The organism is Streptomyces sp. NPDC022910 (assembly GCF_055561075.1).
This window is the reverse complement of the sequence record NZ_JBVHHL010000007.1, coordinates 178,663-204,845: the sequence shown is the minus strand read 5'-3', so window position 1 is coordinate 204,845 and position 26,183 is coordinate 178,663. Positions and strand designations below refer to the sequence as shown.

General features: G+C 72.6%; 24 protein-coding genes. 12 read left to right on the top strand and 12 right to left on the bottom strand.

From position 1 onward, the window contains the following. Positions 1 to 26 precede the first annotated feature (26 nt). Complete coding sequence (locus ACZ3TS_RS09925) at positions 27 to 410, top strand: hypothetical protein (RefSeq protein WP_467615607.1); 384 nt, start codon at positions 27 to 29, stop codon at positions 408 to 410. After that, positions 407 to 727, top strand: a complete 321-nt coding sequence (locus ACZ3TS_RS09920; protein ID WP_467615605.1) for a DUF4031 domain-containing protein — start codon at positions 407 to 409, stop codon at positions 725 to 727. The genes ACZ3TS_RS09925 and ACZ3TS_RS09920 overlap by 4 nt, the downstream gene beginning before the upstream one ends. On the opposite strand, the gene ACZ3TS_RS09915 is transcribed toward ACZ3TS_RS09920, so the two are convergent. Together ACZ3TS_RS09915 and ACZ3TS_RS09910 are read right to left on the bottom strand one after the other, a co-directional pair. After that, positions 675 to 1,742: a GNAT family N-acetyltransferase gene (locus tag ACZ3TS_RS09915; protein ID WP_467615602.1), complete on the bottom strand. Its 1,068-nt coding sequence runs from the start codon at positions 1,740 to 1,742 to the stop codon at positions 675 to 677. The genes ACZ3TS_RS09920 and ACZ3TS_RS09915 overlap by 53 nt on opposite strands. Before the next feature lie 28 nt (positions 1,743 to 1,770). After that, entirely contained in the window at positions 1,771 to 2,412 is a 642-nt protein-coding gene (locus ACZ3TS_RS09910) for an HD domain-containing protein (protein WP_467615600.1), read from the bottom strand. A 133-nt stretch (positions 2,413 to 2,545) separates the two neighbouring features. Between ACZ3TS_RS09910 and ACZ3TS_RS09905 the strand changes: the two genes are divergently transcribed. Further along, the gene (locus tag ACZ3TS_RS09905) at positions 2,546 to 3,241 is read left to right on the top strand and encodes a copper homeostasis protein CutC (protein WP_467615597.1); all 696 of its coding nucleotides are present in this window, start codon (positions 2,546 to 2,548) and stop codon (positions 3,239 to 3,241) included. 166 nt (positions 3,242 to 3,407) lie between these two features. Next, complete coding sequence (locus ACZ3TS_RS09900) at positions 3,408 to 3,611, top strand: hypothetical protein (RefSeq protein WP_467615594.1); 204 nt, start codon at positions 3,408 to 3,410, stop codon at positions 3,609 to 3,611. Here ACZ3TS_RS09900 and ACZ3TS_RS09895 read toward each other — a convergent pair. Continuing rightward, positions 3,599 to 5,563, bottom strand: a complete 1,965-nt coding sequence (locus ACZ3TS_RS09895; RefSeq protein WP_467615731.1) for a HelD family protein — start codon at positions 5,561 to 5,563, stop codon at positions 3,599 to 3,601. The two genes, ACZ3TS_RS09900 and ACZ3TS_RS09895, sit on opposite strands and share 13 nt — an antisense overlap. Before the next feature lie 405 nt (positions 5,564 to 5,968). Between ACZ3TS_RS09895 and ACZ3TS_RS09890 the strand changes: the two genes are divergently transcribed. Continuing rightward, on the top strand, positions 5,969 to 6,160 hold the full coding sequence (locus ACZ3TS_RS09890) for a hypothetical protein (RefSeq protein ID WP_467615592.1): 192 nt from the start codon (positions 5,969 to 5,971) through the stop codon (positions 6,158 to 6,160). A 149-nt stretch (positions 6,161 to 6,309) separates the two neighbouring features. Here ACZ3TS_RS09890 and ACZ3TS_RS09885 read toward each other — a convergent pair whose 3' ends face one another. Then, positions 6,310 to 7,953, bottom strand: a complete 1,644-nt coding sequence (locus tag ACZ3TS_RS09885; protein ID WP_467615589.1) for a DNA repair helicase XPB — start codon at positions 7,951 to 7,953, stop codon at positions 6,310 to 6,312. Between the two features lie 239 nt (positions 7,954 to 8,192). On the opposite strand from ACZ3TS_RS09885, the gene ACZ3TS_RS09880 reads away from it, so the two are divergent. Next, entirely contained in the window at positions 8,193 to 8,615 is a 423-nt protein-coding gene (locus ACZ3TS_RS09880; RefSeq protein ID WP_467615586.1) for a hypothetical protein, read from the top strand. A 55-nt stretch (positions 8,616 to 8,670) separates the two neighbouring features. Here ACZ3TS_RS09880 and ACZ3TS_RS09875 read toward each other — a convergent pair whose 3' ends face one another. Then, positions 8,671 to 11,256, bottom strand: a complete 2,586-nt coding sequence (locus ACZ3TS_RS09875) for a helicase-associated domain-containing protein (RefSeq protein ID WP_467615584.1) — start codon at positions 11,254 to 11,256, stop codon at positions 8,671 to 8,673. A gap of 192 nt (positions 11,257 to 11,448) precedes the next feature. Here ACZ3TS_RS09875 and ACZ3TS_RS09870 point away from each other — a divergent pair, with 192 nt between their 5' ends. Beyond that, the gene (locus ACZ3TS_RS09870; RefSeq protein WP_467615582.1) at positions 11,449 to 12,450 is read left to right on the top strand and encodes a hypothetical protein; all 1,002 of its coding nucleotides are present in this window, start codon (positions 11,449 to 11,451) and stop codon (positions 12,448 to 12,450) included. 74 nt (positions 12,451 to 12,524) lie between these two features. Next, positions 12,525 to 13,142 (top strand): HAD family hydrolase, encoded by a 618-nt coding sequence (locus ACZ3TS_RS09865; protein ID WP_467615579.1) that lies wholly within the window; start codon positions 12,525 to 12,527, stop codon positions 13,140 to 13,142. Positions 13,143 to 13,161: 19 nt separating this feature from the next. On the opposite strand, the gene ACZ3TS_RS09860 is transcribed toward ACZ3TS_RS09865, so the two are convergent. Continuing rightward, a complete protein-coding gene (locus tag ACZ3TS_RS09860) occupies positions 13,162 to 13,413 on the bottom strand; it encodes a hypothetical protein (protein WP_467615576.1) in 252 nt (83 codons plus the stop codon). Positions 13,414 to 13,588: 175 nt separating this feature from the next. Between ACZ3TS_RS09860 and ACZ3TS_RS09855 the strand changes: the two genes are divergently transcribed. Next, complete coding sequence (locus ACZ3TS_RS09855) at positions 13,589 to 13,972, top strand: cold-shock protein (protein ID WP_467615573.1); 384 nt, start codon at positions 13,589 to 13,591, stop codon at positions 13,970 to 13,972. Positions 13,973 to 13,978: 6 nt separating this feature from the next. Here the strand turns inward: ACZ3TS_RS09855 and ACZ3TS_RS09850 are convergent, their stop codons facing one another. The 4 genes from ACZ3TS_RS09850 to ACZ3TS_RS09835 form a co-directional block, all read right to left on the bottom strand. Then, positions 13,979 to 14,833, bottom strand: coding sequence for a 1,4-dihydroxy-6-naphthoate synthase (locus ACZ3TS_RS09850; RefSeq protein WP_467615570.1), 855 nt, complete (start codon positions 14,831 to 14,833; stop codon positions 13,979 to 13,981). Beyond that, on the bottom strand, positions 14,817 to 15,569 hold the full coding sequence (locus ACZ3TS_RS09845; protein ID WP_467615568.1) for a futalosine hydrolase: 753 nt from the start codon (positions 15,567 to 15,569) through the stop codon (positions 14,817 to 14,819). Before ACZ3TS_RS09845 ends, ACZ3TS_RS09850 begins: the two co-directional genes overlap by 17 nt. Then, positions 15,539 to 16,000, bottom strand: coding sequence for a DUF2771 domain-containing protein (locus ACZ3TS_RS09840; protein ID WP_467615565.1), 462 nt, complete (start codon positions 15,998 to 16,000; stop codon positions 15,539 to 15,541). Before ACZ3TS_RS09840 ends, ACZ3TS_RS09845 begins: the two co-directional genes overlap by 31 nt. 93 nt (positions 16,001 to 16,093) lie before the next feature. Continuing rightward, positions 16,094 to 17,521, bottom strand: a complete 1,428-nt coding sequence (locus tag ACZ3TS_RS09835; protein WP_467615562.1) for an MFS transporter — start codon at positions 17,519 to 17,521, stop codon at positions 16,094 to 16,096. Between the two features lie 407 nt (positions 17,522 to 17,928). Here ACZ3TS_RS09835 and ACZ3TS_RS09830 point away from each other — a divergent pair, with 407 nt between their 5' ends. The 3 genes from ACZ3TS_RS09830 (at position 17,929) to ACZ3TS_RS09820 (ending at position 23,302) form a co-directional block, all read left to right on the top strand. Next, positions 17,929 to 18,855 (top strand): DUF3027 domain-containing protein, encoded by a 927-nt coding sequence (locus ACZ3TS_RS09830; RefSeq protein WP_467615559.1) that lies wholly within the window; start codon positions 17,929 to 17,931, stop codon positions 18,853 to 18,855. 140 nt (positions 18,856 to 18,995) lie between these two features. After that, positions 18,996 to 22,145 carry a sacsin N-terminal ATP-binding-like domain-containing protein gene (locus ACZ3TS_RS09825; protein ID WP_467615557.1) on the top strand — a complete coding sequence of 1,050 codons (3,150 nt, stop codon included), beginning with the start codon at positions 18,996 to 18,998 and terminating at the stop codon, positions 22,143 to 22,145. Positions 22,146 to 22,375: 230 nt separating this feature from the next. Continuing rightward, entirely contained in the window at positions 22,376 to 23,302 is a 927-nt protein-coding gene (locus tag ACZ3TS_RS09820; protein WP_467615554.1) for a hypothetical protein, read from the top strand. A 42-nt stretch (positions 23,303 to 23,344) separates the two neighbouring features. On the opposite strand, the gene ACZ3TS_RS09815 is transcribed toward ACZ3TS_RS09820, so the two are convergent. Continuing rightward, positions 23,345 to 25,738 (bottom strand): HAD-IC family P-type ATPase, encoded by a 2,394-nt coding sequence (locus ACZ3TS_RS09815; RefSeq protein WP_467615551.1) that lies wholly within the window; start codon positions 25,736 to 25,738, stop codon positions 23,345 to 23,347. Positions 25,739 to 25,879: 141 nt separating this feature from the next. Next, positions 25,880 to 26,131, bottom strand: a complete 252-nt coding sequence (locus tag ACZ3TS_RS09810) for a DUF2530 domain-containing protein (RefSeq protein WP_467615547.1) — start codon at positions 26,129 to 26,131, stop codon at positions 25,880 to 25,882. Positions 26,132 to 26,183: the final 52 nt, after the last annotated feature.

The following is a 26,183-nucleotide window of genomic DNA, read 5'->3' as shown; positions in this document are numbered from 1 at the left end:
CGGTCAAGAGTGCGCACAATGGGTGCATGGACCCCATCAGCCCCCTGGAGCAGGCACTGCACGCTGCTCGCGCCCTCGTGCTGGCCGATCTGATCGCGGGCGAGGTCGCCGAGGCGGACGTCGTCTCGCTCGTCGAGGACTCCGTCGTACAGCGCCGCTGGTGGGTCGAACAGTGGCCGGACGGCGCGACCTACGTGGCAGGACTGGTCGCGCAGGACGTCCAGGACGCCTTGCTGGAGCGGTACGGACGCTGGCCGCTGTGCCCCGTCTGCGGCTCCGGTGACCCGCACGCCCTCGACGTCGAGCCGGAACTCGGGCCCGACCCGCACTGGGTGTGCCCCAAGGCGGGCGTGAAGGTCGCGGCGGTCGGCTCGCTCGGGCGGGCGACGGGCGGGATGCCGTCCTCGTGACGATCTACATCGACCCTCCCGCCTGGCCGGGTCACGGCCGTATGTGGTCCCACCTCATCAGTGACGTCTCGTTCGAGGAACTGCACGCGTTCGCGGAGAAGCTGGACGTACCGCGCCGCGCCTTCGAACGCGACCACTACGACCTCCCCTCCCACCGGTACGCGGAGGCGGTGCGGGCCGGGGCGGTGCAGGTCGGCAGCCGCGAGGTGGTGCGACTGCTGCACGCCTCCGGTCTGCGCAGGCGCAAGGGGCGCGCCCCCGGCCTCAGCCACCCAGCGCGTACGCGTATGTCGCCTCGTCCTCGCCCACCCGGGTGAACCCGGCCCGCGTGACCACGCCCTGCGAGGGGATGTTCGTCCGGTCGACGGTCGCCCAGAGCGTCCTGACGTCGTCCCTGCCCAGCGCCCATGCCGCGAGCGCGCGCAGCGCCTCGGTCGCGTAGCCGTTGCCGCGGGCGCCCGCCACCAGGTCGTAGCCGACCTCGACGCCTCTCTCTTCGTCCGGGGCGCCGTGGAAGCCCATGCTCCCGACCGCCCGGCCGTCCTCGGACCGCACGAGCACGAACACGCCCCACTCCGGCCGGTGCACCCCTGCCTCGTACGCCTTCACGAGCATTCCGGCGGCCTCGCGCGTGCCCTCGAAGGGGCCGCCGTCGATCCACTCGAAGCCGCCGGTGCCGCCCAGGCGCAGATCGGTGGCGGCCGCCGGGGTGACGCCCTGAAGGGTGAGACGATCGGTGGGGATCACCGGGTCGTTGCTCCAGCGCCAATCGGTCACCGGGGCCCGTCCGGGCAGATCGCCGCGGCCCGTGGCCCACAGGAGCGTGCGCCAGTGGTCGGGGCCGGGTCTCACGTGCGGGAAGAGCCGGGTCAGGACGTCCTCACACAGCTCGGCGGGTGGCTCGTACTCGAGTTCGAGGCCCGCGGCGATGTCGTGCGTGTGCAGCAGGACTTCGGCGATGCCCATCGCGGCGAAGCCCTCCCGGTTCGCGCTGCGGAAGGGATAGGGGTGGAAGGCGCGCACCTCGCGGGGGGTGGTGTCGACGGCGGCGGCGAGCAGCACCCCCACCGTCTCGATCACCTGTAGGACGCCCTCGTTGCCGGCGTCGTCCTCGAGCCTGATCTCGAAGGGCACGTACGCGTCCTGGGCGCGCCCCGCCAACTGCCCGGCGTACGCGATGAGATCGCTCGCCATGTGCTCGGCCGTGCGGCGGCAGCTCCATTCCAGCCGCCCCGCCCGGACCTTCCCCCAGTCGCGGTCCACGCCCGCCCGCAACGCCGCCACGGCCCCCGCGACGGCTTCCGTCACCCGTTCCCCACCCATGCTTCGCATGCGGTGGAGGGTAGGGGCGTGCCGATCCTCAGGGCGAGAGCATTTCCAGCTCCGAGTTGATGTTGTACCGGGCCGTCGCCTCCCATCGCGCCTTGCCGTACGGCGTTCTGAACAGCTGTGGCAGGGCCAGGAGCCGGCGGAGGACCGCGGCACGGCCCTCGCGGAAGGCGTCGCCCGGAACAAATCCGTACTCCTCGCGCACGGCGACCGTGTAGGCGGCGTACGCGGAAGGGGGCGAGGCGAGAACCGCGAGGTCCGCGTCGCACAGCACCTGGCCGTTGCGGTCGTCGTCGGCGGGGTCGTGGGCGATCGTGAGGCGGACCAGACGGGCCACCTCGGCCGTCGTGCTGTGCGCTACCCCCGCCTCGGGGAGCGCGCGCTCGGCCAGACGCGCCGAGCGCTCCTCGTTCTCCGAACGCTCCGGCAGATAGACGGCGTCGTGGAACCAGGCCGCGAGACGCACCGCGTCCGGGTCGTCCGCGTACTGCGCGAGGTCGTCGATGTGGTCGAGGACCGCCGCCAGATGCTCGACGGTGTGGTAGCGGCGCTGTGGCTCCTGCCAGCGGGCGAGGAGGTTGTCGGCGTACGGGGCCGGGTCGGGGCCGTCGGCGGACCGGGCTCCTTCCAGGGCGCGGGACCAGCGGCTGCGCAGGGCATCGAGATCGGCCATGCCGTCATTCTCGCGCGGCGCGTCCCGCGGGCCGTACCGGGCGATCTTTTTCGCCCTCGGCACCACGTCGTCGTACCCTTGGATTGGACTAGACCTGTAGCCGCTTCAAGGGAACACCGACGGAAGGGGTCCTATGAGCACGCGTGCAGTCCTGGAGGTGATCGCCCTCGGTGTGGAGGACGCGGTCGCCGCCCAGGCCGGAGGCGCGGATCGCCTCGAGCTGGTCACCGACATGGCCGCCGACGGGCTCACCCCGCCGGTGGAGACCTTCGCCGGGATCCGTGCCGCCGTCGGCATCTCGCTGCGCGTGATGCTCCGTCTGCACAACGGCTTCGCGGCCGGTGACGTCGCGGCGCTCGTCCGCACCGCGCGCGAGCTGCGCGCGGTGGGCGCCGACGAGTTCGTGCTCGGTTTCCTCGGCGAGGACGGCGGGCCCGACCTCGATGCCGTGGAGCGGCTGGTCGCGGAGCTGGACGGCTGCCGCTGGACGTTCCACCGCGCGATCGACCGGGCCGCCGACCGCGACGCCCTGCGCAAGCAGCTCGCCGATCTGCCGGGACTGGACGCCTATCTCACGGCGGGTTCGCCGGACGGCGTGGACGACGGCCTGTCCACCCTGCTCGCCGAGGCGGCCCGGCGCGGCGAGCCCGGTTACACCCAGCGGCTCCTCGTCGGCGGTGGCCTCCGCCTCGATCACGTGCCGCGGTTGCGCGCCGCCGGCGTCGACGCGTTCCACATCGGTGGGGCGGCCCGCGCGAATGGCTGGGCCTCGCCGGTCTCGGTGGAGGCGGTCCGGGAGTGGCGTACGGCCGTCGACGGCAGGCCGTGACGCGGGAGCCGTCCGCATCCGCGGGGCGGGAGCCCGGTCACACCCAGCGGCCCCTCGTCGGCGGCGGCCTTTGCATGTTCAGCCTCCAGTCCGTGCGTCCGATCCAGGTGCCCAGCGGCACGCCGAGCGCGGCGGCGACGGTCGGCCGGCCGGCCCATCATCATGAGTGAGCGGTGACGAAGGCGAGGTGCTGCCCGGCCCGATGCGGACGACATCGAGCCGGGCAAGGTGCTGCACACGGGATCACCTCGCCCCGGCCGTCGGCCGCAACCCCTGCGTACGGCTCCGCCGCGACCACCTCGACGCCGCCCCGGCCTCCTGGGGCGCGCTGCCGAAGTCCCCGCCCGAGCAGCCCCTTCAGCCCAGCTGAGGCGGCAGCGGGGCCGCGTGGGTCACGATCAGGCCCGAGACCGCACGGGTGAGAGCCACGTACAGGCGGCGCAGGCCGGTCCGTTCGTCCGGTTCGCCGTCGACGACCGCCTGCGGTTCGTCGAGGACCACGTAGTCGTACTCAAGGCCCTTGGCGAGCGACGCCGGTACCAGGGTCAGCCGGGTCTCCTGGGTCGTCTCCTCACCGGGCCCCAGGTGGCCGATGCCCGCCTCGGCGAGCGCCTCGGCGAGCACGGGGATCCTGACGTCGGCCGCGATCAGGCCGGTCGAGCCCTCGTTGCGCAGCAACTCGGCGCAGGCGGCCACGACTTCGGTGGCATCCCCCGTCGTACGTACCTGGAAGAAGCCCGGGTTCTCACGCACCGACGCCACCGGCGTGAGGCCCGGCGCGATGTGCGGCAGCAGCCGGGAGGCGTACGTGATCACGTCCGTCGGCACACGGAAACCGGCTGTCAGCTCCTCGATCACCGCCTCCGTCTTCCCGAGGTGGGCGAGCGCCTCCTCCCAACTCCGCGTCGCCCAGGGCGTGGTGCCCTGCGCCAGGTCGCCGAGCACGGTCGCCGAACCGGTCGTGCAGCGCCGGCCGACCGCCCGGTACTGCATCGGGGAGAGGTCCTGCGCCTCGTCGAGCACGACATGCCCGAGCGAGTGGGTGCGCTGGACGAGGTCGGTGGCCTCGTCGATCAGCACCGCGTCCGCGGGCGACCACCTGGCGGACTTCACCGAGCGCACCGGCTTCGACCAGAGGATCTCCTTCCGTTCGTCCTCGTCGAGGATCCCGTCCGCGTGCGCGGCGAGGAAGTCGGCGTCGGTGAGCAGACGCAGGACCAGCTTCGCCGGGTCGACCGGCGGCCAGATCTCCTTGACCGCGGCCTTCACGGCGGGGTTGCGGGCCACGGCGTCCTGCACGCGGTCGTCCGGCGCCTCCCCGGACCGCTCCATCTGGACGAGCACGGCGTGCGCGATGCGCTGCGGCAGGGCGTCGCGGGCGGCGCCGTACCGGATGTCGCGATCGAGCAGCTCCCGGACGATCCCCTCGAGTTCGTACGCGGGCACCCGCCAGCGCCGGGAGCCGCGCACCACCACGACGGGCTCGGTGGGCATCGTCACCTGGGCGCGGACGGCCCTGCGCAGGACTTTCGCCAGGCGTGCGTCGCCCTTGATGACGGCGGCGGCCGCGGTGTCCGTGCCGCGCACCTCGACGTGCGCGACGAGGTCGTCGACCGTCGCCTGTCTGACCTCCAGCTCGCCGAGCGCGGGCAGCACCTGCTCGATGTAGTGCAGGAAGGACTTGTTGGGCCCGATGACGAGGGTGCCGGTGCGGGCGAGCCGCTCGCGGTGGGCGTAGAGGAGGTAGGCGACCCGGTGGAGGCCGACGGCGGTCTTCCCGGTGCCCGGACCACCCTGCACGCAGACGGTTCCCGACAGGCCGGAGCGCACGATCTCGTCCTGCTCGGGCTGGATGGTGGCCACGATGTCGCGCATCGGACCGACGCGCGGGCGCTCGATCTCCTGCTGGAGCAGCTTGCTCGCGGTGGCGGCCTCGGCCGGGTCGGAGAGGTGCTCGTCCTCGTACGCGGTGAGGTCGCCGCCGGTGTAGCCGAAGCGGCGGCGCAGCGCGATGTCCATCGGATCCTTCTTCGAGGCCCGGTAGAACGGCTGTGAGACGGGCGCGCGCCAGTCGATGACCATCGGGTCGCCGTGGGCGTCGTGCACGTGCCGGCGCCCGATGTAGAAGCGTTCCCCCTCGGCCCCCTCGGCCCGGTCGGCGCCGGGGGCATGGAGGTAGTCGAGACGGCCGAAGAACAGCGGGGTGTGGCTGAGGTCGGCGAGGGCCTTGATGCGCTCGTCGATCTGGCGGGCGAGAACCTCGGCGTTGACCCAGTTCGCGGTGACGTCGCTGATGTCGAGGTTCTCCACGTCCTCGCGCATCGCGCGCAGTGCGGCCCGGGACGAGGCGAGGTGCGAGCGCTCGCGGGAGAGGGGATCGGTCCCGGACGGACGGGAGAGGGGTTCGGGGGCGGACGGAACGGACGTGGACACGGAAAGGTGCCTCCGGGGCGTGGCCATGGGCCGGTCGGGACATTCTGCCGTCCGGTTTCCGTCCGGACGACGGCTCTCCGTGAAGGGAGGCGGGCAAGAGAGGGGATTCTAGGTGACGGGCGGATGCGGCGGCCAACGGTTTTTCCGGCCCCTCGGGGTCGCGCGCCTTCCGGCCCTAGGGGACGGCGTCCCTCCGGAGTACGACACGGGCCCGACCGGAGGGGTACGCGGAAGCCGCGCAGGTTACGTCCTTGGTCCGACGCCATTCGGGTCGGGCGGTTCCACCATGGAGTCATGAGCGCAGTAACCTTCACACCCGCCCGGCACGGTCCGCCGTCCGGCGCGACCGCCCTCGACGCCGACCATCACCGCCACCATCGCTTCGGCGACGCCCTGCGCGCCGTCAAGGTGTTCGTGGGCGCCGCGATCGACGTGGTCCTCCTCGGCGAGTACGGCGAAGAGGCGGGCGTCCGCAGCCGCCGATGACGGCCATCCTCCCGGCGCAGCCTCCGCACGCCACCGCCGGGCGGCACCGCCCGGGGGGTACGGGGGGCGTTTCGTCCTCTGACGGACCGTTACCCCTCGTACACCTCATGTGTTTTTGTTTTTATTGGATTCGCCTTCTGCCCTTGATCTCAGTTCTCGGCCAGCAGCTCGTCGGCATCCACGATCCGGTACGCGTAGCCCTGTTCGGCCAGGAAGCGCTGGCGGTGCGCGGCGAAGTCCTGGTCGATGGTGTCGCGGGCGACGACCGAGTAGAAGTGGGCCTGGTGGCCGTCGGCCTTGGGCCGCAGCACCCGTCCCAGCCGCTGTGCCTCCTCCTGCCGTGAGCCGAACGTCCCCGACACCTGGATGGCGACGGTCGCCTCCGGCAGGTCGATGGAGAAGTTCGCGACCTTGGAGACGACGAGCACGCTGATCTCGCCGGCGCGGAAGGCGTCGAAGAGCTTCTCGCGCTGGGCGTTGGAGGTCTCGCCCTTGATCACGGGTGCGTCCAGGTGCTCACCGAGCTCGTCCAGCTGGTCGATGTACTGCCCGATGACGAGGATCTGCTGTCCGGCGAAGCGCCGCACCAGGGCCTCGGCCACCCTCTGCTTGGTGTCGGTGGTCGCACAGAACCGGTACTTCTCCTCGGTCTCGGCGGTGGCGTACGCGAGCCGCTCGGAGTCGGTGAGGTTGACCCGCACCTCCACGCAGTCGGCCGGCGCGATGTAGCCCTGGGCCTCGATCTCCTTCCAGGGCGCGTCGAACCGCTTGGGGCCGATGAGGGAGAACACGTCCGACTCCCGGCCGTCCTCCCGCACCAGGGTCGCCGTCAGCCCGAGCCGCCGCCGCGCCTGGAGGTCCGCGGTGAACTTGAAGACGGGCGCGGGCAGCAGGTGCACCTCGTCGTAGACGATGAGCCCCCAGTCGCGGGAGTCGAACAGTTCCAGGTGCGGGTAGACACCCTTCCGCTTGGTGGTGAGCACCTGGTAGGTGGCGATGGTGACCGGCCGGATCTCCTTCCTCGTACCGGAGTACTCGCCGATCTCGTCCTCGGTGAGCGAGGTCCGCTTCACCAGTTCGTGCTTCCACTGCCGGGCGGAGACGGTGTTGGTCACGAGGATGAGGGTGGTGGCCTTGGCCTGGGCCATGGATCCCGCGCCGACGAGCGTCTTGCCGGCACCGCAGGGCAGGACGACGACACCGCTGCCGCCGTGCCAGAAGTTCTCCACGGCCTGCTTCTGGTAGGGCCGCAGCGCCCATCCGTCCTCGTGCAGTTCGATGGGGTGCGCCTCGCCGTCCACGTAACCGGCGAGGTCCTCGGCGGGCCAGCCCAGCTTGAGCAGCACCTGCTTGATCTGTCCGCGCTCGGAGGGGTGGACGGCGACGGTGTCCTGGTCGATCCTGGCCCCGACCAGCGGAGAGATCCGCTTCGACCGCAGCACCTCCTCCAGGACGGGCCGGTCGGTCGTCGTCAGGACCAGCCCGTGGGCGGGGTGCTTGGTGAGGGTCAGCCGCCCGTACCGGTCCATGGTCTCGGCGATGTCGACGAGCAGCGCGTGCGGCACGGGATACCGGCTGTACTGCACGAGCGCGTCCACGACCTGCTCGGCGTCGTGACCGGCGGCCCGGGCGTTCCACAGCCCGAGCGGGGTCACCCGGTAGGTGTGGATGTGCTCGGGCGCGCGCTCCAGCTCGGCGAACGGCGCGATGGCCCGACGGCAGTCGTCGGCCTGCTCGTGATCGACTTCGAGGAGCAGGGTCTTGTCGGACTGGACGATCAGCGGTCCGTTCACGTACTTACATCCCTTCCGCGCGGGCCGAACATCCAGTGTGCCCTACCGGCCGACGATCACGGCGGGGCGTGCCTCACGGCGGACGGGCCCCGCGAGCAACCACGGGCCCCTATGCGGTCTTGATCGGCGGGAGCGGCGCAGGCGCACGGCCGGTGAGGAGTTCGCGGTGATGTCGGTACGCAGGTGGGGGCCGGCCTCGGAGCCACGGCGGTGCCGCCGGCGAGGCGGGCGCGGGTGTGGTGGTCGGCGTCGATGAACGTCTGTGGGGCGAGGTGCGGCCGGTGATCGAGGCCCGGCTCGTGGCCGAGGCCGAGGGCAGCGGATACGGCGAGACGGTGTCCGGTCTCGGGGCGCGGTGGTTCTGCCGGGCGGAGGTACTGCACCTGAACGAACACGACGGCCTCGTACGGGCGGGCGTGACCACGTTGTGCATGGAGTACGGCGCACGCGGCGGCGCTCTGGTGGGGTGCAGCGGCGCCGAGGTCCCGAAGGTGGTGCGGTTGAAGCGGAACGCGGGCGGCGGCTGTCGCGTCGTGTCGCGGGAGGAGCCGCCGGACGGTGCGGGGAACGCGGAGTGGCAGGAGGACCCATGTCGGCTTCTTCGCCGAATCCGAACTCGACAACGGCATGGCGCCCACCGCTCCGGAGGCCGCCGCCCGTGACCACTTCGGCCTGCCCGCGAACGCTCCGGTCACGGACTGCTGACGGGCCCGCCGGTCACCCCGCGTCGTCCGCCAGCTCCGCCACCCCGGTGATCCGGTGCAAGGGATACGTCCGGACCTCGTCCGCCGTGTGGTCGTAGGCCGTGACGAACCCGCCCTCCACGCGGACGGGGGCGATGACCCGCTGACTGGCGGTGCCCTCGGCGTTGACGTATCCGATCCAGAGCGACTTGCCGGTGAGAACGGCGGCCTGCACGGTGGCGAGGGTCTCGGCGGAGGTTGTGCGGGGCAGGTCGCCGCCCGTGGCGGGGGCTCCCGCGGTCTTGCGCGGTGTCGTGGAGGCCAGGTCGCCGGCGCGGATGGCGCGCAGGGCCGCCGTGAGAAGGATGGCGTCCGGGGTCGGGGGGCCGTCCGGGACGGGCTCCGGCGGGGTGCGCGGCGGGGTGCGGTGGGCGTGGGCGCGGGTGATCAGGACATCGCCCTCCGCGGATTCGGCAGCCGGGGCGAACCCCATCGCGCGCAGGCCCTCGAGGAGGGTCGCCGGGTCGCTCTGGGCGGCCAGGACCGTCGGGGCCAGCCGGCGCAGGCGCAGGGCGGCCGAGCGCTTGTCGGCGAGGATCTCGTTCAGCAGGGCGTCGTCGTCGCAGCGCACATACGCCGAGGCCGCGCCGACGCGCAGGTGCCCGTGCCTGCGGGCCACGTCGTCGATCAGGTACGCCAGCGGCTGTGGAACCGGGGTGCGGGAGTGCGTGGCGAGGAACGCGTGCAGGTCGGACGCCGTACGGCCCGCGTCCAGGGCGCGGCGTACGGAGGCGGGCGTGAAGCGGTAGACGGTCGCGCCGCCCTTGGACTCGACGTCCGCGAGCACGTCGAGCATGTCGGCGAGCGGCCGCTGAAGCGGGCCGGGGGCCACCGCCGTCAGGTCCGCCTGGAGCAGGACGTGGTCCAGGGGGTCGGGCAGCAGCGGGGCGAGCAGACGTGCGGCGCGGGAGGCGGCCGCGGCCTGCTCGGTGGCGGTCAGGGGTGCACGGGCGCCGGCGCGGTGGTGCTGCCGGTGGACGGGGAGCTTGTCACCGGGGCCGGTCGGCGCGGCGGCCGACGCGTGGTCCGGGGGTCCGGCCTCGCCGAGCAGGGCACGGCCGTGTGCGGACAGGGCGCCGCGGCCGGTGACGCCCAGCAGCTCGGCCTCGGAGAGCGTCCACCGGGCGAGGCGGGTGCGCAGGTCGTCGGCCGCGGGCCGGTCGCCGCGCAGGGGGCGTTCCCAGCGGAGGCGGGCCAGGACCGAGTCGGGGGCGGCGGAGGCGCCCTCGGGGAGACCGGCGAGCAGGGTCAGGACGCGGTGGCGGACCTCGGGCGCGGTCGAGCGGTCGAGGCCGGGGCCGAGCGCGGACAGCGCACGGTCCTTCGCGTCCCGGCCGCCGACGAGCCCCGGGGTGCGGGTCGCGCCCAGCCAGGCGGTGGCGAGCCGGATCCAGCGTTCGGCGGCGGGAAGCTCCAGCCACTCGTCGTACGCCGGGGTCGCCGCATACCGCTCGGCGGCCTCGTCGTCCGACGCCAACAGGCCCGTCGTGTAGGAGAGTTCGACCCAGAAGGCGGCCACGGGCTCGGACACGTCCAGCGCCACGGCCGTCCGCTTCAGGTCGCGCACGCTCAGACCGCCCGCGCGCAGTACCGACGGGCCGCCCTCGTCCCAGTCCTTCAGCAGCTCCTCCACGGTCGCGAGTGCGGTGTACGCCTGACCCGCCGCCGTCGCGTCCACCATCTGGGGGCGGTGCGTGGCGGCGGCCTCCACGGCGGGCGGCAGCGGCTCGGTGTGGCGGTGGGCATGGCCGGAACGCAGATGCAGGGCGACCTCTCGGGGCAGCACGACCGTGCCGGGCGCGGTGGGCAGCAGAAGACCGCGGTCGAGGAGCCAGCGCAGCCGCGGCGCGGGGTCCGGGGTGACCTGGCCGTACGGCGGTCCCCACACCAGCCGGGACAGCACGTCCAGGGACTCGGCGGGAGCGGCTTCGAGGAGCGCGGCCATGCGCGCGCGGTCGGTGAACAGCCCGCTGAGGGAGGCCACGGCGGACACGGTGTCGTGGGTGGTCGGCAGCCCGGCGGTGGTCAGGATCTCCTGGATCCGGCCGGGGGACATGCCGGCCGTCGCCTCGGCGGTGGTGGGGCCGAGGCCGGTGGGGGAGGGGTGCTGCGGGGACGGGGCGAGCAGTTCCCGGGCCGTGCGGACGAGGCGGAGGCGGTCGTCGTCGCCCCAGACGAGGGCCTGCTCCCGCAGGGTGGCGAGGGCGCGGGGCAGGGCCTCGGCGACCACCGGGTCGGCCTCCGGGCCGGCGTCCCCGGCCATCAGGCCCAGCAGTTCGGCGTACGACGCCGGATCCCCGGCCACCGCCAGAGCCTCCGCGGTCTGCAGGACGAACCGGTCGAGGCGCTCCAGCGCACGGACGACGCTCGCGCGGGTGGCGGCCCGCGTGGCGAGCTGGGTGAGGTCGGTGGGGACGGGCGTGATGAGGTCCGGGCGGGCGCGGAGGAGGGCGGACAGGGAGGCGTCGTCCCGCGCGCGCAGGGACTCGGCCAGTGAGCGCGGGGCGGCGGGGCCGCCCGCGGCCGGCGTGTCCTTGCGTGAGCGCTCCTCGGGGGTCATCCGGTCAACGGTAGCGGGTGATGTCACGGTGGTGCCGAGGACCGCACCGTTCAGCCCAGGCATGCGCCACGAGCCTCTCCGGCGATCGAGGACGAGGCACTTCAGGCCGACGGGGGGTCCGGGGCGGAGCCCCCGGGGAGGGCACGCCCGGGATACGGTACGTGGCAAAGCGGCGCACCCCGGAGGGGCTTCGTGGGGATCGAGAGCGACCAGCTGGTCTTCGACTATCTGAGCCGGGTCGGCGACGTGGCCCAGCAGCGCCAGCTGCCGTCGGCCACGCGCATGCGGCTCGTGTCCGAGCTGCGCAACGAGATCGACCGCCGCCGGGCGAAGTCGCCGGTCGACAGTCCGGCCGCGGTCCGCCGCATCCTGGCCCGCCTCGGCACGCCCGACGAGGTCGTCTCCGCCGCCTCCGCGGACGCCCCGGGCGGCGCCTCCGGGAGCCGTCCCGCCGCCGTTCCCCTCCAGCGCGCGAACGACTCGGAGGACCGCCCCAAGGGCCTGCGGCGCGTCGTACCCCGACCCCGTCCCGCCGCTCCCGGCCCCGCCGACACCTCCCGGGACGCACCTTCCCCACCCCACCTGGCCGGTGCGCACGAACTGGGCGACAGCGCCACCCAGCCCGACTGGTGGCGCGTCGACGGCGGGTCCGGCGGGTCGGGCGGGGGGTTCGGGCTCGGTGACGCCGTTCCCGGGTTCGTCGGCGGCGTGGAGATCCCCGAGCTGCTGAAACCGCCGCCGGGCGACCGGCCGAAGCCGGAGGCCGACCGCGAGGACCCGGAGCCCGAGCCGGCCGTGGAGGTCGCCCCCGCCGCCGAGGAGACCGCCGCCCCGCGCCGTCGGCTGCCCCGCCTCACCGGTCGCCGCAACCCTCTGCTGCTCCTGGCCGCCGTGCTCCTCGTGGCCGGCGCCGTGCTCGGCAGCTGGCTCGCCCTCGGCCTCGGCTGGCTCATCGCCTGGGCGTCCCGTCGGCTGACCCCCGCCGAGTCCAAGTGGGCGGTCGTGGGCATGCCCGGCCTGGCCGCCGCCGCCGGCATCGTCTGGCTCTGGGGCCGCACGAACGGCCGCTGGGGTGATCCGATAGCGCAGGGCCACATGAACGACGCGGTCGCCCAGACCTGGCCGTGGGTGGTCCGGGGCGCCGCCATCGCCTCGGCCCTGTACCTGACCTGGCGCTCACAGCGATCCAGGTGAGGCGGCGCAGGGCGAGCGGCTCAGCATGCGGAGCGCCGTGTCCCGGGTCACCGCCGACTGGGACAATCGCCCATATGACCTCTCGCGCCCTGACCGTCGGCTTCGACCTAGACATGACCCTGATCGACTCCCGGCCCGGTATCCACGCCTGCTACCAGGCGCTTTCCGCCCGTACGAGCACGTACATCGACGCCGATCTGGCCATCACCCGGCTCGGACCGCCGTTGGAGGACGAACTCGTCAACTGGTTCCCCGCGGACCGGATCGCCGCCACCGCCGACCTCTACCGTGAGATGTACCCCACCATCGCGATCGCCGCGACGCCCGCCATGCCCGGGGCCCGTCAGGCGATCCAGGCCGTGCAGGCGGCCGGCGGTCGCGCGATCGTCGTCACCGCCAAGTACGAGCCCAACGCCAAGCTGCACCTGGAGCACCTCGGCATCGAGCCCGACGCCGTGATCGGCGACCTGTGGGCGGAGCAGAAGGCGGAGGCGCTGGTCGCGCACGGCGCGGCCGTCTACGTCGGCGACCACATCGGGGACGTCCGCGGCGCCCGCGTGGCCGAGGCGTTCTCCGTGGCCGTCACCACCGGCCCGTGCGCCGCCGACGAGCTGCGGGCCGCTGGCGCGGACGTCGTCCTCGCCGACCTCACCGAGTTCCCGGCCTGGCTGACGTCGCACGAGCCCCGCTGACGGCAGGGGGCCCGAGCCGCTAGGACCGGGCCCCGCGCGCCCGCCTGCGGCCCTGCGCGATCGACTGGAGCAGGCCCGCCCCGGCCAGCAGGAAGCCCACGCCCATGAGCATGCTCAGGCCGAACATGTACGTCGGGAAAGGCTTCGTCCCGAGCAGCAGCGGGGCCACGGTGACCAAAGTGGACACCGCTCCGACGAAGAACACGATGGCACCGGCACGGATCAGCCGGTCGCCGGCCGCGGCGGAATTCGCTTGGGTTTTGTCACGCACCGGACCAGGGTAGTTCCCAGCGCAAGGAACAACTCGGCGACGTCTTGTCACAGGCCCCCGGACCATTAGCCTTGGTACCGGCGGGTCCGTGCGGCCCGCTGTAGTGCTATCCGGAGCAGTTTCCCGAAACACTTTGCAGACGCAGTTTCCGACGAGTACGAGGACGAGGACAGACGTGCCTACCGGCAAGGTCAAGTGGTTCAACAGCGAGAAGGGCTTCGGCTTTCTCTCCCGCGACGACGGCGGCGACGTCTTCGTCCATTCCTCGGTTCTCCCCGCCGGAGTCGATGCCCTGAAGCCGGGCCAGCGCGTGGAGTTCGGAGTCGTCGCAGGTCAGCGCGGTGACCAGGCACTGTCGGTCACCCTTTTGGATCCGACCCCGTCGGTCGCCGCCGCGCAGCGCAAGAAGCCGGACGAACTGGCGTCCATCGTCCAGGACCTGACGACCCTCCTGGAGAACATCACCCCGATGCTGGAGAAGGGCCGCTATCCCGACAAGGCCTCGGGCAAGCAGATCGCGGGCCTGCTGCGCGCGGTCGCCGACCAGCTGGACGTCTGACGCCGGTCAGGGGAAGACGAGCGCGTCCGGGCCGAGGGGCGGTACAAGTCCCTCGGCCGCCGCACGGGTGAGCAGCCCGCGGACCGCGGCGTAGCCGTCCTCGCCCAGGTCGGCCGTGAACTCGTTGACGTACAGCCCGATGTGCTGGTCCGCCACCGCCGGGTCCATCTCCTGCGCATGCTCCATGACGTACGGGCGCGACACCTCGGGGTCGTCCCAGGCCGTGCGTACGGACATGCGGGCCGACTCGGCGAGCAGCTTCAGCGTGTCCGTGCCCAGCGAGCGCTTGGCGATGATCGCGCCCAGCGGAATGGGCAGGCCGGTGGTGTCCTCCCAGTGCTCGCCCATGTCGGCGAGCTTGTGCAGCCCGTAGTTCTGGTACGTGAACCGCGCCTCGTGGATGACGAGCCCCGCGTCGACCTTCCCGTCCCGCACGGCCGGCATGATCTCGTGGAACGGCATGACGACGATCTCGCCGACCCCTCCGGGCACGGTGTCCGCGGCCCAGAGACGGAAGAGCAGGTACGCCGTCGACTTCTCGCTCGGCACGGCGACCGTCCGGCCCGTCAGGTCGGTCCCCGGCTTTCGGGTCAGTACCAGCGGGCCGCAGCCCCGGCCCAGCGCGCCGCCGCACGGCAGCAGCGCGTACTCGTCGAGGACGTACGGCAGAACGGCGTACGACACCTTCAGTACGTCGAACTCGCCTCGCTCGGCCATGCCGTTGGTGATGTCGATGTCGGCGAAGGTGACGTCGAGGGCGGGTGCGCCCGGGACCCGGCCGTGGGCCCAGGCGTCGAAGACGAAGGTGTCGTTCGGGCAGGGGGAGTAGGCGATCCGGAGGGGCTCACGGGATACGGTCATGCTGATTCCATCTCTCCAATACGGGCGCGAGCTTCCCGAAGCCCTCGGTGAGGGCCGTGAGGGCGTCGCCGATGCGCCAGGCGGCGCGGTCGCGCGGGCCGACGGGATTGGAGACGGCGCGGATCTCCAGGACGGGCGTGCCGTGTGCGGCGGCCGCCTCGGCGACGCCGAACCCCTCCATCGCTTCGGCTAGCGCCCGTGGATACCGGGCGCGCAGCTCCGTGGCGCGTGCGGCGCTACCCGTCACGGTCGACACGGTGAGTACGCCTCCGGTGAGCGCGCCGGTGGCGACGGCGAGGTCTCGTACGAGTGGTTCCGGGGGCCGGTGGCCGACGGTGCCGAAGCCGAGCTCGGTGACGGGCAGGAATCCGTCCGGGGTCTGGGCGCCGAGGTCGGCGGCGATGATGTCGTCGGCGACGACGAGCGAGCCGACGGGAGCGTCGGGCGCGAAACCGCCCGCGATGCCGGCGGAGACGACGAGGTCGTAAGGGGTGCCTCCCAGCGCCGCGGCGGTGAGAGCGGAGGCGGTGGAGGAGGCGGCGAGGGCAGGTCCGACGCCGGCCGCGACGAGGTCGAGGGCGCCCGTGCGGTGCAGGGTCACCCCGGGGAGCGGGATCTCGACGGCCGGGGATGCGAACGCCCCGGCCACCGCGTCCCGTTCCACAGGGACCGCGGTGGCCACCAGCACACGTACGCAGGACGTGATCAGGAAGCCTTCTCGAGCTTGAAGGACCAAAGGCCCGTCACCTTGGTGTCGCCCTCCTTGACGGAGACGAGCGTGGAGTTTCCGCTCGCCCCGTACTGCGCGTTGAAGAACACGCTGCCCGGGATCGTGCGGTACGTCTTCTTGCTGGACTCGGTCAGCGGCTGACCGTTCATCAGGATCGTCCAGCCCTTGTCCGCGATGCTCGGGTCCACGCCGAAGCGGACCGTGTCATCGGGGTCGACCTTGATCGACTTGATGTCCTTCGACTTGAGGCACTTCGCCAGCTCCGTGGCCGGGACCTCGTTGCCGTCGTTGTAGCAGTCGGTCTGGGAGCTCACCGAATTCGTGCCGACCGTGATGGTCGCCAGCGGCGTCGGCTTGTTGCAGGCGGACAGCAGGAGAAGTCCGGCGGAAACGGCGCCGAAGGCGGCTACGGCGCGACGGGAACGCAGTGCGGTCATGGCCGAAGGCTATCGGGCACGGCCGACCCGCTCCCCACGTGGGGTGTGCGACGTGCCGCCCACTCGTGCGATCAGGTGCCGGGCACCCTGCGGTCAGGCCACCCGCGGCCGCGCCGTGCCCCCGTGACGGGCCGCGGCGAGCAGCCCTCGCACGGTCGTCAGCCAGCCCGCCGCGACGATCGCGGCGCCGACCGCGAGGCCCAGCACCCCGTTCAGCGGCAGCGCGATGCCGACCGCCCCGCCCAGTACCCAGGCCATCTGCAGCAACGTCTCGGAGCGGGCGAACGCGGACGTGCGGACCAGCTCCGGCACGTCCCGCTGGATCAGGGCGTCCAGTGACAGCTTGGCCAGCGCCTGCGCGAACCCGGCGAACGCCGCCAGACACGCCACGAGGAAAGCGCCGAAGAAGACCGCCGCGGTGATCGCCACGCCCAGCACGATCGCCACGACCGTCACGATGATCACTTCCGGAGCGCGGGATTTCAGCCAGGCGCCGACGGCCGTGCCCAGCGCGTTCCCCGCGCCCGCCGCGACGCCCACGATGCCCAGGGACACCGCCGCACTCTCACCGGCGAGCGGGTGCTCGCGCAGCAGGAAGGCGAGGAAGAAGATCAGGAAGCCGGACAGGCAGCGCAGGGAGGCGTTGGCCCCCAGGGCATGGGTGACGGCGGGGCCGACCGTGCGCAGCCCGGGGCGGCGCAGGGCCGAGGTGCGGTGCGGCCCGTGCAGGTGCTCGGCGTCCGCGGCCAGCAGCGCGATGTCCTCGCCCTTGGCGGAGTCGACCTTCGGCGGCAGCGAGAACGACAGGAACGTACCCGCGACGAAGATCACGAAGGCGCCGTACAGCGGCCAGCTCGGGCCGATGGCGTGCAGTCCGGCCCCGACGGGCGCGGCCACACCCGTCGCCAGGAGGCCGCTGAGGGTGACCCGGGAGTTGGCCTTCACCAGGGAGAAGCGGGGCGGCAGGAGCCGAGGCACCACGGCGCTGCGGACGACGCCGTACGCCTTGGACGCGACGAGGACCCCGAGCGCGGCCGGGTACAGCTCCAGGCCGCCGCCCGCCACCGCCCCCGAGATGATCAGCGCGAGCAGAGCACGGGTGAGCATCGAGCCCGCCATCGCGGCCCGGCGGCCGTGCGGGAGCCGGTCGAGGAGGGGGCCGATCACGGGCGCGAGAACCGTGAACGGTGCCATGGTGATGGCGAGATAGAGGGCGACGCGTCCGCGGGCCTCGTCGGTCGGCACGGAGAAGAAGACGGTGGAGGCGAGGGCGACGGTGATCATGACGTCGCCGGCGCCGTTCACGGCGTGCAGCTCGATCAGTTTGCCGAGGCCGGACTCGCCGGCACCGTGCGCGTGGGTGGCCTTGCGGATGCCTCGGGCGGCGCCGGTGACGGGCAGGTGCAGGGCATGGCCGACCGCGCGGACGGACCCGCCGAACCGGCCCGAACCGCCACCCCGGCTGCGCCCCCCGGTCCCGCCGACCCCGGCGGTTCCATGAGACGACCTTGCGGCTGCCACCCCGTCATAGTGCCCCGAGAAGGGCGGGGGTAGTGCGGTTACCGCGCGTACGGGACCGAGTGGTGTCGTACGGGGGCGGTTGGCGCGGGGTACGGAACCGGCCAACCGCGTCGACGTGGCCCCGAGCGGTCGCGGCGCCGCACCGGCCCGGCGCGCGGAGGACCGGGCTCCGGGAAAGCCCAGCGACTCGGTGTGGGCCCAGAGGCCGGGAGAAGGTAGCGTGCGTAGCGCGTCGCGGCGATTGTTCTCGGCCGCGCGCCTCTCATCCATCCCGCAGAATGGATGGTGTAGGTGCGCCCGAGCGCGATCGGGCGCGGACGTCGACGCGGCCCGCTGGTCCGCTCCGTCCGCACCCCCAGCCGAGAAAGGGCGCACCCGTGAGACGGCGTAGGAGAGAAGCGATACCTGTGAGCGCAGCGACAACGCGAAGCCGCACCCCCGACCGCCTGTGCGCCGAGGCCGTCGACCTCGCCCGCGCCGCCGCAGAGGAGGCCGCCGCGCCCGGGGTCGTCGGCGAGCACGTCGGGATGGTGTCCGAGGGCGACCGCGTTGTCACGCACTTCTTCGAATGCAAAGAGCTCGGGTACCGGGGCTGGCGCTGGGCGGTGACGGTCGCGCGGGCATCGCGCGCCAAGGTGGTCACGCTCGACGAGACGGTGCTGCTGCCCGGCTCCGACGCGCTGCTCGCACCGGAATGGGTGCCGTGGAGCGAGCGGCTGCGCCCCGGGGACCTCGGCCCCGGTGACCTGCTGCCGACGGAAGCCGACGACCTGCGCCTGGAGCCCGGATACTCGGGCGAGGACGAGCCGCCGCCGAGCTCCGCCGTCTCCGGGGAGATGGCGGAGCTCGTCGAGGCCGAGGACGCGGAGGTGACCGCGGGCGCTCCGGCGAACCTGCCGACCGCGCCGTCGCGTGGCTCGATCGCGGCGGTGGCGGAGGAACTGGGCATGTGTCGCGCCCGGGTCCTGTCCCGCTACGGACTGCACACGGCGGCGGACCGCTGGGAGGACGCGTTCGGCCCGAGGACGCCGATGGCCCAGGCGGCGCCCGCGACCTGTACGACCTGCGCCTTCCTGGTGCCGATCGGTGGCTCGCTGGGGCAGGCCTTCGGGGTGTGCGCCAACGAGTTCTCCCCGGCGGACGGCCGCGTGGTCTCCCTGTCGTACGGCTGCGGCGCCCACTCGGAAGCGGCGGTCATGCCGAAGACACCGCGGCCGGCTCCGCCGGTGGTCGACGAGACGAAGGTGGAGCCGTTCCCGCTGCGGCCGTCTCCGGACTCGGGCTCGGTACCGGCGGTGCCGGACGAGTCGTCGGCGGAACTGGGGCACTCGTAGCCAGGACGGGGCACTCGTGACCGGAGGCTGCACCCGTCAAGCCCGGGACGGCCACCCCGGCAGGCGGCGCCTTCCGCGGATCACGGCGGCGTCGACGCACGGTACCTTCGTCCCGCATGCGCTGAGAGGGAGAGTGAACCGTGAGCAAGTTCGTGCAGCCGGCAGCCGAGGGCGCGGACCCGTTCGGCACCGCCCGCCTGCGGCGCGGGGTGCTGGACGCCTGGGCCACCAGCCCGGCCCGGTTCCGCGAGGACGCCAACGCCGAGGAGGACCTGGCACTCGGCGGCTACCGCGACCGCCTGGTCGTCGAGCTTGCGCAGAACGCCGCCGACGCGGCGGCCCGGGCTGAGGTCCCCGGCCGGCTCCGGCTCACCCTCCGCGACGGTGTGCTCGTCGCGGCCAACACCGGCGCGCCCCTCGACGCGGTCGGCGTCGAGTCGCTGTCCACGCTGCGGGCCTCCGCCAAGCGTGACTCCCCCGAATCCGCCGTCGGCCGCTTCGGTGTCGGCTTCGCGGCCGTCCTCGCCGTCAGCGACGAGCCCGCCGTCGTCGGCCGGCACGGCGGCGTGCGCTGGTCCCTGGCCGAGGCCCGCGAACTGGCCACCGAGACCGCCCGGCACAGCCCCGGCCTCGGCGACGAGATCCGCCGCCGCGACGGGCACGTGCCGCTGCTGCGGCTGCCGTTCGCCGCCGAGGGCACCGCTCCCGACCCGTACGACACCGTCGTCATCCTCCCGTTGCGCGACGCGGCCGCCGCCGACCTCGCCGAACGGCTCCTCCAGGCCGTCGACGACGCCCTCCTCCTCGCCCTGCCCGGTCTCGAAGAGGTCGTGGTCGAGAGCGAGGGCGCGCCCCCCCGTACGCTCCGCCGCCGCACCGACGGCACCGACACGGTCGTCGAGGACTCCCGCGACGGCACCACCCGCTGGCGCACTGTCTCCCAGCACGGCACGCTCACCCCGGAGCTCCTCGCCGACCGACCGGTCGAGGAGCGGCTGCGCCCCCACTGGTCCGTCACCTGGGCCGTCCCCGTGAACGCCGACGGCACCCCGGCCCGGCCCCGCACCGCACCGGTCCTGCACGCCCCCACCCCCAGCGACGAGGCGCTCGGTGTGCCCGCCCTGCTCATCGCCTCGTTCCCGCTGGACACCACGCGCCGTCACACCGCCCCGGGCCCGCTGACCGACTTCCTGGTGGAGCGCGCCGCCGACGCCTGCGCGGAACTCCTCGCCGCCTGGCGCCCGGTGACGCCCGGCATCATCGACCTCGTCCCCGGACCGCTCGGCAAGGGAGAGCTGGACGGCGCGCTGCGCCAGGCCGTCCTCGACCGGCTGCCGCGCACCGCCTTCCTGCCGCCCGCCAACGACGCGGGCGACGACTCCGAGCTGCCTCAGGCGCTGCGCCCACGGGACGCCGAGATCGTGGAGGGCGCCGGAGCCGAGACGGTACAGGTGCTCGCCGAGGTGCTGCCCAGCCTGCTGCCCGCTGGTCTGGAACGCCGTGTGGAGCTGCGGACGCTGGGAGTCGCCCGGGTGCCGCTGACGGAGGCGATCGACCGGATCGCGGGGCTCGAGAAGGAGCCCGACTGGTGGTGGCGGCTGTACGACAGCCTGGCCGGGGTCGACCCGGACCGGCTGTCCGGGCTGCCGGTGCCGCTGGCCGGGGGCACCTCCCAGGCGTTCGGCACTGGGGGAGGGCGTACGACCATCGGGCCCCGGCAGGTCCTGCTGCCCACTGTGGAAGGCCCGCCGGTGGCCCCCGAGGCCCTCGCCCGGCTTGGTCTGAAGGTCGCGCACCCGGACGCCGCCCATCCCCTTCTGGAGAAGCTGGGCTCCCTTCCGGCGAGCCCGCGCGCCGTGCTCACCACCCCACAGGTGCGGGCCGCCGTCGCCGCCTCCCTCGACGACGAGGGACCCGGCTGGGACCAGGAGGGCCTGGACGCCGAGGAGTTGGCCGACGTCGTGCTCGCCCTCGTCCGGGACGCCGGGCTCGAACCGGGCGAGGAGCCCTGGCTCGGCGCGCTCGCCCTGCCCGACGAGGACGGCGAACCCGCACCCGCCGGGGAACTGGTCCTGCCCGGCAGCTACTTCGCGCGTGTCATGCGTGAGGGTGAACTCGCTTTTGTGGACTCCGGGTTGGCCGAGCGCTGGGGCGAACAGCCGCTGGCCGCCTGTGGGGTGCTCGCCAACTTCACCCTTGTCCGCGCCACCGATGTCGTGCTCGATCCGGACGAACTGGAGCCCCACGAGTCGGACTTCGCCGAGCCCGACGACGTCGGGCTCCTCGACGCCGTCGACGTCTGGTGCGAGGACGTCCTGGACCGGCTGCCCGACACTCCCGTACCGCCGGTGGCGACCGAGGTCGTCGCCGTGCGCGACCTCGACCTCGTGGACGACGACCGCTGGCCGCAGGCCCTCGCGCTGCTCTCGCAGCCCCCGCTGCGGGACGCGCTCACCCAGCCCGTGCGCATCCTGCTGCCGGACGGCACCCACGAGATCGTCCGTCCGTACTCGGCCTGGTGGCTGCGCGGTCATCCCGTGCTCGACGGGCGGCGCCCCGCCGGTCTGCGTGCCGCGGGCAGCGATCCGCTGTTGCACGGTCTGTACGACGAGGCCGACGCGACCGGCTTCGACGACGAGCAGGTGCTGCGCGCCCTCGGCGTACGGACGTCCGTGGCCGCCCTGCTGGAGGAGCCCGGCGGTGCCGCCGAGCTGCTCGACCGGCTCGCCGACCCCCAGCGGCACGTCACGGCCGCCCAGCTCCACGCCCTGTACGGAGCCCTGGCCGAACTGGACCCGCAGCAGGTGACCCTGCCGGACGAGCTGCGCGCGGTCGTCGACGGCCGGGTGACCGTCGTGGACGCCGCGGACGCGGTGGTCGTCGACTCGCCCGATCTGCTGCCCTTCACCGAGGGCGTCCCGCTGCTGCCCGTACGTCCGACGCGGGCCGCCGACCTCGCCGAGCTGTTCCAGGTGCGGCGGCTGAGCGAGTCGGTGACGGGTGAGGTCACCTCCGAGGGCGTCGAGCACGACGTGCCCGAGTCCGTACGGGCCCTGCTCGGACCGTCCACTCCGGCGTCGTACGTCGAGCACGAGGAACTCGTCGTCGACGGTGTGGAGATCGACTGGCGCCTCACCTCGGACGGCGTGCTGCACGCCGCCACGCTGGAGGGGGTCGCCGCGGGTCTCGCCTGGGCGGCGAGCCAGTGGCCGCGCCGTTTCGAGGTCGCCGCGCTGCTGGAGGACCCGTCCCGTACCGAGGAGTTGGCCCGGGATCGCTGGTTCGACTGAGGCTCACCCCCGTCCAGGGCCCAGGCGCCCACTGTCCCCGCGTCCCGTCCCGCTGGGCGGGGAACGGATCTTCGGGGGCGGCCCCGGTAATGCGGCGACGAAAAAGTTCCAGACCCGTACAACCATGTGTTTCGGCCATGGATCTGATCACGCGAGTCAAGAGACTCACCAGACACTCGGGCCCCACGTGCAGCCAACCCGTGGGCCCCTTTCTCCACTTGAGGAACGCAATGCGCATACGTGCCACCGTGGCCGCCGTCTCCGGCGCCCTGGCTCTCTCCGCCTTCGCCGTGCCGGCCGCGCAGGCCGCCGACTCCGCCCCGTCCCACCGCGAAGGCGTCGCGAAGGTCTGGCAGGCCGCTCACACCACCTCCGGCAAGGCCGCGTTCAGCGCCGCCACCGAGACCGATGACGCGCCGTACGCCCTGAACGCCACCTTCTCCAACTTCAAGATCGGCACGTCGTACTCGGTCGGCACCACCAACCACGTCGCGATCCCGGTCTCGTACACCCTGACGCACGGCGCGGACGTCGACATCACCTCGTCCGACTTCGAGACCGACCCGTACCTCTACAAGGGCACCTACGACGACCCGAGCAACATGCTCTTCGGCGACGCCGCGGCCACCTGCACCGCCACCTCGTCGACCACCGCCACCTGCAAGGGCAAAATCGACGTCTACCCGGCCTACGGCGACCTCGCCAACGCCGACGCGGGTACCTGGAGCGCCGGCGCCGAGGCCATCGACTGGAACGGCCAGGACCCGTCCAGCGCCGACTTCGACGTCACCAAGGTCGGGTACGCCGACCAGGGCGGCCTCGCCACCACCAAGATCAAGCGCTACGCCAAGCTGACGGTCAACGCCGGACCGGAGCCGGTCGCCAAGGGCAAGACGCTGACCGCCACCGGCAAGCTGACCCGCGCCGACTGGGAGACCAACACCTACAAGGGCTACGCCAAGCAGCCGGTCAAGCTCCAGTTCAAGAAGGCGGGCACGAGCACGTACACCACCATCAAGACGGTGTACTCGGACTCGTACGGCAACCTGAAGACGACCACCACCGCGAACTACGACGGCTACTGGCGCTTCAGCTTCGCGGGCTCCCCGACGACCGGGGCGGCGAACGCCGCGGCTGACTACGTCGACGTCAAGTAAGCCACACGGCACCAGGTGACGCGGTGCCCGCCAGGTACCGCGTCAGGCCGGAAAGCGGCGGTCGACCCACTTCCACAGGAACTCCAGGGCGACCGCCGCCACCGCGGCGATACCCACCGCGATCCACGGGATCGTGACCCCGACCAGTTTCAGTGCGAAGAACCGCTGCAGCGAGGGCACGATCAGCACGAACACGAAAGCCACGCCCATCGCGGCCACCAGGGCGATGCGCCACCACGTGTAGGGCCGGGCGATGATCGCCAGCACCCACATGGAGATCAGGAACAGTGTGAGGGTCGCCGCGCTGGTCTCCGCGTCCAGCGAGCCCGGCCCCGTGTAGTGGTGACGGGCGATCAGGTAGGTGGCGAAGGTCGCGATCGCCGCCACCGTCCCGCCCGGGATCGAGTACCGCATGACCCGCCGTACGAAGTGCGGTCTGGCCCGCTCCTTGTTGGGGGCCAGCGCCAGGAAGAAGGCCGGGACGCCGATCGTCAGGGTCGACAGCAGCGTCAGGTGCCGGGGCAGGAACGGGTACTCCACCTGCCAGCACACCACCAGCACCGCCAGCAGGACCGAGTACACCGTCTTCACCAGGAAGAGCGTGGCGACCCGCGTGATGTTCCCGATCACGCGCCGGCCCTCGCCGACCACGGACGGCAGCGTCGCGAAGCTGTTGTCGAGCAGCACGATCTGGGCCACGGCCCGGGTCGCCTCCGAGCCCGAGCCCATCGAGACGCCGATGTCCGCGTCCTTGAGCGCGAGGACGTCGTTCACACCGTCGCCCGTCATCGCCACGGTGTGCCCGCGCCACTGCAGCGCGCCCACCATGTCCCGCTTCTGCTGTGGGGTGACCCGCCCGAAGACGGTGCCCTTGTCCAGCGACTTCGCCATCTCGGCCTGGTTCGAGGGGAGGCGGCGGGCGTCCATGACCTTGCCGGCGATGCCGAGCTTTCCGGCCACCGCGCCCACCGACACCGCGTTGTCGCCGGAGATCACCTTGGCGTGCACGTTCTGGTCGGCGAAGTAGCGCAGGGTGTCGGCGGCGTCGGGGCGCAGCCGCTGTTCCAGGACGACCAGGGCGGTGGGTCGGGCGCCGGCCTTGATCCCGGGATCGTCCAGGTCCCCGGACGCGCGGGCCAGCAGCAGCACCCGCAGCCCCTGCTCGTTGAGCCGCTCGGTCTCGGCCAGGGCCGGGTCGTCGGGGTCCAGCAGGACGTCCGGGGCGCCGAGGAGCCAGGTGCTGGACTCGCCGTTGCCCTCGCTGAAGGACGCGCCGCTGTACTTGCGCGCGGAGGAAAAGGGCAGCGCCTCGACACAGCGCCAGTCCTCGCTGTCCGGGTAGGCGTCGATGATCGCCTGGAGGGAGGCGTTCGGGCGCGGGTCCGACTCGCCGAGGGCGCCGAGGACCTTGCGTATGTACGTCTCGTCGGTGCCCTGGAGCGGCCTCAGTTCGGTGACATCCATGCCGCCTTCGGTGAGCGTGCCCGTCTTGTCCAGGCAGACGGTGTCGACGCGGGCGAGGCCCTCGATCGCGGGCAGCTCCTGGACCAAGACCTGCTTGCGTCCCAGCCGTATGACCCCGATGGCGAAGGCGACGGAGGTCAGCAGGACGAGCCCCTCGGGGACCATGGGCACGATGCCGCCGACCGTGCGGGCCAGGGAGTCCTTGAACCCGGACTGCTTGACCACCAGCTGGCTGATGACCAGGCCGATCGCGGTCGGGAACATCATCCAGGTCACGTACTTGAGGATGGTGGAGATACCGCTGCGCAGCTCGGAGTGGACGAGCGTGAAGCGGCTCGCCTCCTCGGCGAGCTGGGCGGCGTACGCCTCGCGCCCCACCTTGGTCGCCTTGAAGGCGCCGCCCCCGGCGACGACGAAACTGCCGGACATGACCGGGTTCCCGGGCCGTTTGACGACGGGGTCCGCCTCACCGGTCAGCAGCGATTCGTCGATCTCCAGTCCGTCGGTCTCCGCGCAGATGCCGTCGACCACGATCTTGTCGCCGGGCCCGATCTCGATGACGTCGTCCAGCACGATCTCGGAGGTGCCCACCTGGGCTGCCACCCCGTCCCGGCGCACCGTGGGCCTCGCCTCGCCGATCACCGCGAGCGAGTCCAGGGTCTTCTTGGCGCGCCACTCCTGGATGATGCCGATGCCGGTGTTGGCGATGATCACGTATCCGAAGAGGCTGTCCTGGAACGGCGCCACGAACAGCATGATCACCCAGAGCACACCGATGATCGCGTTGAAGCGGGTGAAGACGTTGGCGCGGACGATCTCGCCCAGTGAGCGGCTGCTGCGGACGGGAACGTCGTTGACCTGACCGCGGGCGACCCGCTCGGCCACCTCGACGGCGGACAGCCCCCGCGTCCGCCCCGGTACGGGGACGGGGTGCACGGGATCGAGTTCGGCGCCCGCGTCGATGTTCGTCATGCATTCGACGGTACGTGCGGATTTACGGCTTCACCCGCCGAGCGTCCCAAAGTTCCGACCTGGGGAGGACACCTCTCGTGCGGTGGTTGTACGGGACTTCCCCCACTCTCGGCTTCGCTCGAACGGGGGACCCCAACGGGGCTACTGCCGGGCGGCCGCCCGTTTGATGGCCGCGTCCCGCCTGCGGACGTACCAGATGCCGATGCAGCCGAGGCCCCCGCCGGCCAGGCATGTCCACAGCCACCAGGTGTGCCCGTTGTCCGCGAACCAGCCGTAGAACGGGAGCTGGACCAGGAAGAGGACGAACCAGAGGATCGTGCCGCCGGTGATGGTGGCGACCACGGGGCCCTCAAGGGGCTCCGGCGCCTCGTGCCTGGGGGTCCACTTCGCCATGCGCACAGCTTACGAGGGGCCTTCCGGGGCCCCGATGCGGACCCCGGGAGGT